The organism is Nocardia carnea (assembly GCF_029868855.1).
Taxonomy (GTDB): domain Bacteria; phylum Actinomycetota; class Actinomycetes; order Mycobacteriales; family Mycobacteriaceae; genus Nocardia; species Nocardia carnea_A.
The window spans coordinates 21101-31828 of record NZ_JARWOV010000313.1; the positions used below are offsets into that span (position 1 = coordinate 21101).

General features: G+C 66.3%; 10 protein-coding genes. 1 reads left to right on the forward strand and 9 read right to left on the reverse strand.

Features of this window, described 5'->3' with window-relative positions:
* Positions 1–531: 531 nt before the first annotated feature.
* Genes QH195_RS32350 through QH195_RS32390 form a run of 9 tightly spaced genes read right to left on the reverse strand, consistent with a single transcriptional unit; the run spans position 532 to position 10294 of the window.
* Positions 532–1503: a formylglycine-generating enzyme family protein gene (locus QH195_RS32350; protein WP_432278865.1), complete on the reverse strand. Its 972-nt coding sequence runs from the start codon at positions 1501–1503 to the stop codon at positions 532–534.
* 15 nt (positions 1504–1518) lie between these two features.
* Positions 1519–3261 (reverse strand): sulfatase-like hydrolase/transferase, encoded by a 1743-nt coding sequence (locus QH195_RS32355; RefSeq protein WP_280438188.1) that lies wholly within the window; start codon positions 3259–3261, stop codon positions 1519–1521.
* Positions 3258–4118 (reverse strand): NAD(P)H-binding protein, encoded by an 861-nt coding sequence (locus tag QH195_RS32360; protein WP_280438189.1) that lies wholly within the window; start codon positions 4116–4118, stop codon positions 3258–3260. The genes QH195_RS32355 and QH195_RS32360 overlap by 4 nt, the downstream gene beginning before the upstream one ends.
* Positions 4119–4122: 4 nt before the next feature.
* Positions 4123–4515 carry a YciI family protein gene (locus tag QH195_RS32365; protein ID WP_280438190.1) on the reverse strand — a complete coding sequence of 131 codons (393 nt, stop codon included), beginning with the start codon at positions 4513–4515 and terminating at the stop codon, positions 4123–4125.
* A 60-nt stretch (positions 4516–4575) separates the two neighbouring features.
* Positions 4576–6642: an acetoacetate--CoA ligase gene (locus tag QH195_RS32370; RefSeq protein ID WP_280438191.1), complete on the reverse strand. Its 2067-nt coding sequence runs from the start codon at positions 6640–6642 to the stop codon at positions 4576–4578.
* Positions 6642–7613, reverse strand: a complete 972-nt coding sequence (locus QH195_RS32375) for a VOC family protein (RefSeq protein WP_280438192.1) — start codon at positions 7611–7613, stop codon at positions 6642–6644. Before QH195_RS32375 ends, QH195_RS32370 begins: the two co-directional genes overlap by 1 nt.
* 28 nt (positions 7614–7641) lie before the next feature.
* Positions 7642–8502, reverse strand: coding sequence for a fumarylacetoacetate hydrolase family protein (locus QH195_RS32380; protein WP_280438193.1), 861 nt, complete (start codon positions 8500–8502; stop codon positions 7642–7644).
* A gap of 34 nt (positions 8503–8536) precedes the next feature.
* Positions 8537–9748, reverse strand: coding sequence for an acyl-CoA dehydrogenase family protein (locus QH195_RS32385; RefSeq protein WP_280438194.1), 1212 nt, complete (start codon positions 9746–9748; stop codon positions 8537–8539).
* A 27-nt stretch (positions 9749–9775) separates the two neighbouring features.
* Positions 9776–10294 carry a flavin reductase family protein gene (locus tag QH195_RS32390; protein ID WP_280438195.1) on the reverse strand — a complete coding sequence of 173 codons (519 nt, stop codon included), beginning with the start codon at positions 10292–10294 and terminating at the stop codon, positions 9776–9778.
* Between the two features lie 167 nt (positions 10295–10461).
* Between QH195_RS32390 and QH195_RS32395 the strand changes: the two genes are divergently transcribed.
* Positions 10462–10728: hypothetical protein (locus tag QH195_RS32395; protein ID WP_432278866.1), on the forward strand; the 267-nt coding region annotated here is incomplete at its 3' end.

The window sequence follows — 10728 nt, forward strand, 5'->3', positions numbered from 1 at the left end:
GGTCGAATATCGAACACCGGCGAGGAGATCAAGTGAAATCCCGTCTGTACGTACAGACGACTTCGCGTCCGCAACCCGGAAGGCACACTTCGATGACCGTGCGCACCGATGACCGGTCCCTCCAGGACGCGCTCGACGACCTTCCCGACCTGTTCGAATGCTTCTACAATGACAGCCCCGCACTGATACGCGTACCCGATCCGGCGCGTTCCCGATTCCGGCGGAGTTCTCGAACCGGCGGGACGAGCAGATACCTGGCGCGAATCAGCGGAGAATACGCCCGCTGATCGATCGTGCAGAACACGCTGCCGCGAGCTGACGCGGATCTCGGGCTGGTTCAGGGCGGAATGACGGCGTATCACAGACCGTTCACGAGTCCGGATGGATCGCGGGCCCTGTGCCGTTACTCCGGCACCCCTTGCCTACTCCAGCCAGTCGACGGGCGCGGCGAACTCCTGACGCGTCGAGGTCGACTCGGCAGGCGCGTCCTGCCGACTCGGCGTACATCACAGGCGCGGTTGCCGGTTCGACTCAGTCGCTCGCACAACGAAACCCGATGTTTCCCGCAGTGGAATCGGGAGTGTTCGATGACCGCGCCGACACCCGATAGCGATGACAGTACGAGGCATGGCACAAGTAGGAGCCGCCGCGGATCACGCGCTGTGTGCCGGCCTCAGCGCCCTCGGGCGCATAGGACGCGGATCTTTCGTAATAGGTGCGATCGAACCGATCCTGACACCACTCCCAGACGTTACCCGTCATCTGCCAGAGGCCATAACCATTCGGCCGGTAACTCTTCACGGGTGCGGTGGTCAGGTAGCCGTCCTCCTCCGTGTTCGCTGTCGGGAACCGGCCCTGCCAGATGTTGCATCGCCACTGCCCTCGCGGGGTCAGCTCGTCTCCCCAGGGATAGCGGCGCCCGCCCAGACCGCCGCGTGCCGCGTACTCCCACTCCGCTTCCGTCGGTAGCCGGGCCCCCGCCCAGCGGCAGTATGCCGAGGCATCGTCCCAGGAGACGTGCACGACCGGATAGTTCTGGCGATCGGAAATGGTCGACGCCGCTCCTTCGGGCTGTCGCCAATAGGCTCCCTTGACCGCCAACCACCACGGAGTTCCCGTCGCACGGGACAGGATGTCCGACGCAGGTCCACGGAAGGCGAGATGGAACACTGCCGACACTCCGAACAGTTCGGCGGTGGTGACATAGCCCGTCTCCTTGACGAACAGCGCGAACTGCGCGTTCGTCACGGCGGTGGAGGCAAGGTGAAAGTCGGGCAGGGTCACTTCGTGGACGGGGCTTTCACCGTCTTGGGGGTATCCCTCGGCGAAGTGGTCACCCATACCGAAAGTGCCGCCCGGGATCTCCTGGAGTGCGTAGCGGCTTCGCGGACGCGAATGCACACCCTGACTGGGTACAGCTCGAGCGCTGGTGGCCGGCACAGAGGTGGGTGGCTGCGCACTGTAGTCAGAGCTCGAGGGTGCGCAGCACCGGCTTCCGGTCATTGCTGCGGGCCTCCGTCACTCGGACCAGTCGATCGAGTAAGCCAGCTCCGCAAACCGATGCGCTGCGGCCTCGACAGCATCGAACGAGGCCGGTACGACACCGTTGTCCGCCGCGTACCGTTCCCATTTCGCCGCGAGTTGTCGAGCGATATCCGGATGCGCGTCGATCAGATCCCTGGTTTCCCCCGGATCGGAGGCGAGGTCGTAGAGCGCGTAGGCGCCACTGCCGCCGGCGAGAGTGGGAGCATAGACGAGTTTCCACTCACCGTCGCGATAGGCGCGGTGTCCGAGAAGTTCCATCCCGAATTCGTCGCTGCCCACGTGATCGGATGCGCCCTCGAACAGCGATTTGGCGGAGTCACCCAACAGCGGGCCGGCGCCGTCGGTCTCGGTTCCTGCGTACTCGGCAAAGGTCGGATACATGTCGACGATGTGAGTGAAGGTATCGATCACGCGGGGGCCCGCCCCGTCATCGCTGCCGCGGGGAGGTTTCACGATGGCCGGCACCCGTGTTCCACCGTCGAAGACGGTGGTCTTGGAATGGAAGTAGGGACCGGAAGAAACCTGCGCGTTGGGAAGCCCGAGTGTCGGATACGAGCCGGGCCGGCCGTACGACTCGATATCACCGGCGAGCGGATAGTGCTCGTCCTGCCACTCGGCGGCACCCGGCGCGGCCGTGTACAGCATCCGGCCGGAGCCGGCAGCGCCGTTATCGCTCATCACGACGATCAGGGTGTTGTCGTATTCCCCGGTCTCCTCGAGGTGGTCGGTCAGCCGGCCGATCTGCCTGTCCACATCGTCGATCATGGCGGCATACACCGCCATCCGGTACGCCAGGTCGCACTTTTGCTGCGGATTCAGCACAGCCCAGTCCGGGACCTGGCTCGGCCACCGAATGGCAACGTCGCGACCGATGAGCCCCTTGTCCGCCAGGCGGTCGATCCGTTCGGCCCGCAGCTTGTTGTAGTCGTTGTTTTCGAGGTACAGATCGAGATACTTGTCGATCGAAGCGGAGTCCGGCATGTGCAGGGGGTCATGGACCGCGGTATAGGCGAGGTAGCCGAAGAACGGCCGATCCGACTCCCGGCCTTCGTCGATCATGTGCAGCATCTCGTCGGTGTACGCGTGCGTGGAGTAGAAGTCGTCCGGTAGTTCCTCGACGGGGTGACCGTTCCGCTCGTACCGGACGGTATCCCTCGGGTCCACCTCGCGCCGAGTGTGGCGCAGTCTGTCGGCATAGTGCGAGGCGCTACCTTCGTACAGAGTGAAGTTCTGCTCGAACCCGAGATCGCGCGGAGTTTGCCCGGGCTCATCTCCCAAGTGCCATTTTCCGACCTGATACGTGGAATACTCCGCCTCCGCGAGTACTTCGGCAATACCCGTGTAATTCCCCTCGAGGGAGCCGCGATATCCGGGAGTGGTGGTGGGTACGCCGGGCGGGCCGAACCCCTCCATCGAGCCCAGGCCCACCCGGTGCGGGTCCTGCCCCGTAACCAGCGCGGCGCGGGTGGGGGCGCAGAGGGGGTACGCGTGAAAGTTGCTGAGCTGAAGTCCCTCTCGGGCCAGCGCATCGACATTCGGTGTCGCAGCGTCACCGCCGTAGGATCCCAGATCGGTATAGCCGAGATCGTCGAGCAGGATCATCAAGATATTGGGTTTATCGCTCGTCTCCGTCGACGTGGGATTTGTACACCCGGCGGCGGCGACCGCCACCACGGCGGATGTGCACAGAGCGGTCAACCATCGGCTGCTCGTCACGAGGCCGCCCCGAACACAGCCGAGTGATCTCTTGCGAAATCCCGGAGACTGCGCGGCACACGACCGGTCACCTTCTCGACATCGGGCGAAACGTAGCCCACCGTGGGGTCTTCTGCGTAGATCGACATCAGCTCCACGAGATGCTCCTGGAGCCAGTCAGGCATTTTCGTGGCGGCCAGATCGGCGCGTAGTTGGTCGAGACTCAACGGCGCGTGCCGGACCTCGGTACCCATCGTTTCGGAGAGACAGGCCGACATGTCGGCGCCGGTGAGCGATTCGGGTCCGGTCAGATCATAGATTTTCTCATGATGGAGCCGGGGAGCGCGCGCGACCGTGGCGGCGACTGCGGCAATGTCGCGAGCGTCGACGACAGCGAGCCGCTGGGTCCGGAGCGCTATCGGGAGTGCGCCGGCCGTGATTGCCGGGGCCAGGGTGAGCAGGTTCTGCATGAAGTAGTTCGGTCGCAGGATAGTCCAGCCCGAGCTCGAGCTCCGCATGCGCGCTTCGACCGCGGCGTGCGCTCGTCCCACCCAACTCCGACTGTCTACGCCGGTAGCGGCCGACCCGGCGGAGACCTTCACGATATGCCCGACACCGGCGTCCTGTGCCGCTTCGACCAATCCGATCTGGTGCTCGGCCATGGAAGGGTGCTGGCTGCTGTTGAGAATCACGACATCGACGCCCTCGACTGCGGCCTCGACGGTGCTTCGGTCCGCGAGGTCCATGAGCGTGTAATGCTCGTGGGCATCCGCTATCTCGGGTCGGCGCGTCGTCGCACGCAACGCCACCCCGTCCGCCGGCAACGCCGACAGAACGTAACGTCCGATGGTGCCGGTGGCACCGGTCACGAGAATCATGTGCTCAGGCTCCAGGCGATACGGTTGTGGTTCCCTCGTTGAGGCACCAGGCCCTGATTTCGAACGACCTCGCGCCGCGCGCATGCATCGGATCGGCTTCGGCGAGGCGCACGGCGTCGGCCAACGTCGCTGCCCGGTATACGAATACCCCTTCGCCGTTCCACTCTGCGCCATCGGCCGAGGCGAGCGGCCCGGCGGCGAACATGATGCCGCGGTCCTCGAGCTCGCGTTGATACGGAAGATGTTCGTCGAGCGCCGCCTGCACGGGGCCGAACCCATCGATGGGGCGAGACCAGATCAGGAACAGCTGTTCGGCGTGCAAACCTTTGTCCTGGGAGAGACTCTTGAGGTCCTCCCACGACATACCGTTCGCGTCCGCGGAGACGTTGTGACTCAATGTTTTTCCTTTCGGAGGAAGTGATGTCGGGCAGATCGGACGTCGGCAGGTGCCGAGGGGTCACGACTTGCCGGTCGAGTGGTCGGCCGTATCGGCAGGCAGGCTCGCACTCGGTCCGCCGGCATAGCGGCGGAGCTCGGCCAGCGCGGCGTAATCGTCGACGGCGTCGGGCCCGGCGACCTGATCGAGTGGGTGTCCTTGAATCAATCGTTTGACGGGGACTTCCAGTTTCTTGCCGGTGCGGGTATGCGGCAGGGCGGCCACGGCGATGACGTCGTCGGGCACATGCCGTGGCGAAGCCTGGCCGGCGATCGCGCTCTCGATCCGACGTGTCAGGTCGTCGTCGAGCACGGCGTTCTCGGCAAGGACGACGAACAGCACCAGCCAGTAGCCGCCGTCGCGGAGTTCGGCGCCCACTACCAGCGAGTCGCGTACCTGCTCGAATTTGTCGACGACGTCGTAGATATCAGCGCTGCCCAAGCGCACGCCATGCCGGTTCAGCGTAGCGTCCGACCGCCCGGATACGATGACGCTGCCGCGCTCCGTGACCTGTATCCAATCACCGTGTCGCCAGACACCGGGGAACATGGAGAAGTAAGCGCCTCGGTACCGGGCGCCGTCCAGGTCGTTCCAGAAGTACAGCGGCATCGACGGCATCGGCAAGGTGACGACCAACTCCCCCACCTCGCCGACCACGGACTGTCCGGCCTCGTTCCACGCCTGCAAGGCGACGCCCAGGTAGGGCGCGGAAATCTCCCCGGCCCAGACCGGGCTGGTCGGCGCACTGCCGGCGAAGCCGCCCACGACGTCCGTGCCGCCGCTCGTGGACGCGAGCTGAACCGCGGGGCCGACCGCCTCCCGCACCCAGCGGTAGGAGGGCGCCGGCAGGGGTGCACCGGTGACCCCGATGGTGCGCAGCGCGCCGAGGTCGTAGTCGCGACCCGGCCGAAGGCCGGCTTTGGCACCGGCCAGCAGATATCCCGGGCTCACCCCGAGAAATGCCACCCGCTGTTCGGCGGTGATCTGCCACAGCCGAGCCGGATCAGGGTAGCTCGGGCTGCCGTCGTACAGGACGATCGGCGCTCCCAGCAACAGTCCTGAAACGACGACGTTCCACATCATCCAGTTCGTGGTGGTGTACCAGAACAACGGTTTACCGGGACCGACGTCGAGATGCAGGCCGAGCATCTTGTGATGCTCGAGCACCACCCCGCCGTGGCCGTGCACGATCCCCTTGGGCAGACCCGTGGTGCCCGACGAGAACAGCACCCACAGTGGCGCATCGAACGGAACGCGGTCGAAACGCAACTCGGCCGGCACCGCGGTGGCCTGCTGCCACGTGGCGTGGACGCAAGCGGAATCGATCTCGGCGGGGCCCGCGAGTCCGAGGTTCTGTACATGAACGACGGCCCGCAGCGTCGGCAGCGCGCGCTGCAACGCGGCCACTTCGGACCGGCGGTCGTAAGACCGTCCGTTCCAGAAGTAGCCGTCAGCGGCGAACAAGACGACCGGTTCGAGCTGCGCGAAACGGGCGGCGGCGCCCTGGCCCGAGTAGTCCTGCGCGCAGGCCGACCAGACCGCGCCGATACTCGCCGTGGCGAGGAACGCCACCAAGGTGGGCGTGGTGTTGGGCAGATACCCGACCACGCGGTCCCCCTGCTGGACACCTGCCGCGCGCAGCCATCCCGCCAGCGCCGCGACTCGAGCGCGCAACTGCGCCCACGTGGTCGAGGTGGTCGTCCCGTCCTCGGCAACCGCGGTTACCGCGACGGCGTGGTCTTCGCCCTGCCGCAACGCGTGTTCGGCGTAGTTGAGGCGAGTACCGGGGAACCAACGGGCACCGGGCATTTCGGCGTTAGCGAGCACTTCATCGGGGTCACCCTCGGCCTGAATGTCGTAGAAGTCCCAGATCGCGGCCCAGAACTCTTCGAGATGGGCGACCGACCAGGCCCAGAGGTCGAGGTAGCTGCCGAACCCCGTCCCCGTCCGGTCGGTGACGCACCGGCCGAACCGTGTGATGGCGGCTTCGGCCGCCAGGTGCGGATCGGGGCGCCAGATCGGGCCGGTATCGACCTGATCGGCGGCGACCGGCCGGCGATCGGGTCGCGCCGAGTCGTCGGCTGCCATCAGCGCCCCTGGTGTCCGTCGGTCATCAACGCCGCGAGATCGTCGGGCGCGAGAAAGGACGGCGGCGGGGGCGGACCCCAGTTGTAGAGTCCGCGCACGCCCTCCCATACTCCGGGCTTCCACAGGGCATCGTCCACGATGCAGTCGAGGTCGGAGTAGTACTCGGAGAAGTTGCCGGCCGGATCTTTCAGGTACCAGAAGAAATTCGAACCGACATGGTGGCGGCCCAGCCCCCACACATGCCGGGTGGCATCCTTCTCCAGCATCGAGGTGGCGCCGCGGCCGACCTCGTCGACGTCGTCGACCTGCCAAGAAGTATGGTGCAGGAAAGATACCGGGGCCTGCTGCACGAGCACGTTGTGGTGATCGGTGGAACAGCGCATGAAGGCGGCCAAGCCGGGGACGGTATCGCTGACCTTGAATCCGATGCCCTGCTGGAAGAACTTCTGTGAGAACTCCTGGTCGGTCGAGCCGAGCACGACGTGGCCGAGCTTACGTGGACGGACGACACCTTCCCGCTCGACGCCGGGAGCGCGGCATTCCGTCCGCGCGTTCACACCGGGAGCGTTGTAGGCCGGTACCGGGGTCGGTTCCTGATGGTAGCGGTCGGCGAGTTCGACGAGGACGGTCACCCCGGTTCCCGGATCGATCGCCCGAACTCCACGGGCAGTGCGCTCGACCGGGACATCGAGTGCGGAGAGGGAGGCGGCCACCCGGTCGAGGTCGTCAGGATCGTCGGCCCCGACGCCCAACTGCAGCAGGCGGCGCTGCGCGGAGTGGACGATGCGCAGTTGTTCCCCGCCGTCGATGGTCGAGAAGCCGTACCCACCGGGCGACGCCGCACTGGTCGAGTCGGCAACGATGGCCTCGTCCCCTGGGCCCGGGATCAGCCCGAAATCGGTGTAGTAGGTAGCGGTTTCGTCAGGGTTGGGAACACCCATGACGATCCGGGTGAGGCGGTGCAGAGCCATAATCGAGCTCCTCCTGGGTGTGGGTTTCTCAAGCGGGTGGCGCCGCGACGAAGCGCTGGCGGAGTTCACCGATGCCGGTGATATAGGAACGCAGCTCGTCCCCCGGCCGGAGGAACCGAGGCGGCTTGCGGCCGGCGCCGACGCCGGACGGAGTCCCGGTGAACAACAGGTCACCGGGCAGCAGTGGCAACGTGGCCGACAGCTTGGCGATCATTGCCGGTACGGAGAAGATCAGGTCGCGCGTGCGCCCCTTCTGCACCGTTTCACCGTTGACAGCGCAGCCGATTTCGAGGTCATCGAGATCGGCGAGTTCATCGATGGTGACCAGCCACGGACCCGTCGGCCCGAAGCCCGGCAGCGATTTACCCAGGCTGAACTGCGGCGATGGCCCGGCGGTCTGCATAACGCGCTCGGAGAGATCCTGCCCTACAGTCAGCCCGGCCACGTGGCTCCAGGCGTCGCTTTCCGCAATTCGCCAGGCTTTCTTGCCGAGCACGACAACCAACTCGACCTCCCAGTCGGTGTTTCCACCGGGCGGGAGCTCGACGGTGGTGACAGGGCCGGTCAGGCAGGAGGCCCACTTGGTGAACATCACCGTCGGGGAATCGGGCACGGTGAAGCCGGATTGGGGGGCGTGCGCGGAGTAGTTCAGGCCGATGGCCAGCACCTGCCGGGGCGCCGGCGCCGGCGCCTCGAGGTCGTCGACCACGAAGGGATCCGCCGCCGTCATATCGGCGTCTGCCGCCCAGGCGGTGAACTCCGCCCACTGCTCGTAGACAGCCTGGACGTCCGGGCCGAAACGGCCGCGGCTGGCGCGTTCGACGTCAACCGCGCCGCTGCCGTCGGGGGTGACCAGAACGAGTCGGCCGGACAGATTTGCGATGCGCATAGAAAACTCCTGTTGTATCGACGGAGGGAGTCGGTCAGATCAGTGGGGTGATGGTGTCCTGGACCCCGAGCAGTGCCTTGCCGTAGACCTCGTAGCTCACCGCCGGAAGAATCACCGCGTGCCGGGCCGCGGTCGCGGAGTCTCGCCAGATCCGCTGTAGCGGACTGACCTCGGCGAAGGAACCGGCACCGTGCGCCGAGAGCAGGATGTCGATGGCCTTCGTCACGCTCTCGATTGCGCAACCGGTATCCGAACGCACCCGAGCACGAGCGAGGAGATCAGGGTATTCGCCACGCAGGGCCGCCTGATCGATATCGTCGGCGGCACGGTAAGCATGCAGGTGCGCCGTGTCGATCAGCCGCGCGGCCTCGGCGATCTGGAGCTGAAAGCCGACCGATTCGGTCTGGGCAGAGAAGAAGGTGTAGGAGATCGACTTCTTGGCCGCTTTGTCGATCACGTACTCGAGCGCGGCCCGGCCCATGCCCAGCTGGGGACCGGCCAGTACGAGGACCAGGATCGGCACCAGCGCGGAACGATAGAGGGGCTCGTCCGCCAAGTGTTCGCTGGCATATCCGCCCTCGATGGCGGACGGGATCATCAGCACTCGATGCTCGGGGACGAACACATCATCGGCGATGACCGCGTTGCTGCCCGATGACCGCATACCGGCAACGAACCAGGTGTCCTCGAATCCCAGCTCACTGCGCGGGATGAGCGCACTGCCCTGGTCGACGATGTTGCCATCCGCATCGGTGATCGGGATACCCAGTGTCGCCCAGGTCGAGTGCCAGGACCCGGAGTTGTAGTACCACTTCCCGGTCACTCGCCAACCGCCCTCGACCTTCCGGGACGTAGCTGTCGGAGAGATCACGCCGGAGACCTTCGCGTCCGGGTCGGCACCGAAAATCTCGTCCTGAGCCTGCGCGGGATACAGCCCCACCATCCAGTTACACACGTTGATCAGAGTCACCACCCACGCGGCGCCGCCGTCGGCCTCCGCCACCGCGGCGGAGACGTCGAGCATCGTTCGCATCGAGGTCTCGTAGCCGCCGTACCGCTTCGGAATAGCGACCTTGAACGCGCCCGCGTCGGTCAAGGCCTGAATACTCTCCTCGACCACCCGGCGGTCCTGTTCTCCCGCCGCGGCATTCTTTTTCAGCAGCGGGTGCAAATCCCGGATACGTTCGACCAGTTCGGCGGCCGTGGGCACGGGCTCGGCGGCGGGGGTGGTCTCGACTGCGGTCATGGTGTGTCTCCTTCTGGATGTTCGGGCTCAGCCGGCACAGGCGGCGATGGTGTCGACGATTGGTGTGCGGGGTCGCTCGGCGAAGCGGGAGTGGGTGCCGAAGGTCCGGTGCCCGTACACCAGCGGGGAACGCTGGGTGGCCTCGGCATGGGCAACCAGACCGATCAGGAGCAGGTGGTCGCCGCCTTCGACGACCTGCCAGAGATCGCAGACTGCCCAACCGGCGGCCCCGTCCAGCCGCGGCAGCCGCTGCGAGATGCTCCACTCGACCTGGGCGAACCGGTCTTCGCCCCGGCGGGAGAACAGCAGCGCCGTTTCGTCATCGGCGAACCCGAGGACGTTCACGCCGAACCGGCGGACGTTTCGAATGCGGGTGAGCAGGCCCGAGCGACGGTCCAGCGCCACCGACACCAGCGGCGGGTGCAGTGACAGGGAGGCGAAGGAACTGACCGTCGCCCCGTGCGGACCCCCGTCGTCGGCCGTGGTGACGACGGTGACCGGTGCGCATACCGCCGCCATCAGGTTCCGAAAGTCCTGGTCCTGCATCCGCACTCCTAATTCAGCATGGTGAATTACGGTTAGGAGTCTGCGCGTGACAGCGCTCACGTGTCAAGGCTTCCGGCACAATTCGGTATGGTGGATTTCGGTGAACCCGCCGGGATCCCCGCGAGCTTCGGCATCGGGTACGGCGAGCGAAGAGACGGAGGCATCGAATGGTCGCGGAAGGACCGGCTCTCAATCGGGCCGACTGGCGGTTACGATCGTCGACTTCGGCGACAACCCGCCCCGAGAAAGCGGCCGAGCAGCTCGCCGCCCTGGCGGGGGGCGCCCCCGGCCCCGCCCCCCCGGGGCGGGGCCAGCCCCTGGGCCGCGTTCAAGGGCCCCACCCAACCGCCCCCCCGGTGGCGCTGCTCTTCTTGGGTCCCCCGGCGGCCGCCGCCCCGGGCGCCCGCCGCCAGGGCGGCGAGCTGCTCGGCCGC

Excerpts from the sequence above, each read along its gene's own strand:
- QH195_RS32390 (WP_280438195.1), bottom strand. The coding sequence starts at position 10,294 with ATGCAGGACCAGGACTTTCGGAACCTGATGGCGGCGGTATGCGCACCG.
- QH195_RS32375 (WP_280438192.1), bottom strand. The coding sequence starts at position 7,613 with ATGGCTCTGCACCGCCTCACCCGGATCGTCATGGGTGTTCCCAACCCT.
- QH195_RS32380 (WP_280438193.1), bottom strand. The coding sequence starts at position 8,502 with ATGCGCATCGCAAATCTGTCCGGCCGACTCGTTCTGGTCACCCCCGAC.
- QH195_RS32360 (WP_280438189.1), bottom strand. The coding sequence starts at position 4,118 with ATGATTCTCGTGACCGGTGCCACCGGCACCATCGGACGTTACGTTCTG.
- QH195_RS32370 (WP_280438191.1), bottom strand. The coding sequence starts at position 6,642 with ATGGCAGCCGACGACTCGGCGCGACCCGATCGCCGGCCGGTCGCCGCC.
- QH195_RS32350 (WP_432278865.1), bottom strand. The coding sequence starts at position 1,503 with ATGACCGGAAGCCGGTGCTGCGCACCCTCGAGCTCTGACTACAGTGCG.
- QH195_RS32385 (WP_280438194.1), bottom strand. The coding sequence starts at position 9,748 with ATGACCGCAGTCGAGACCACCCCCGCCGCCGAGCCCGTGCCCACGGCC.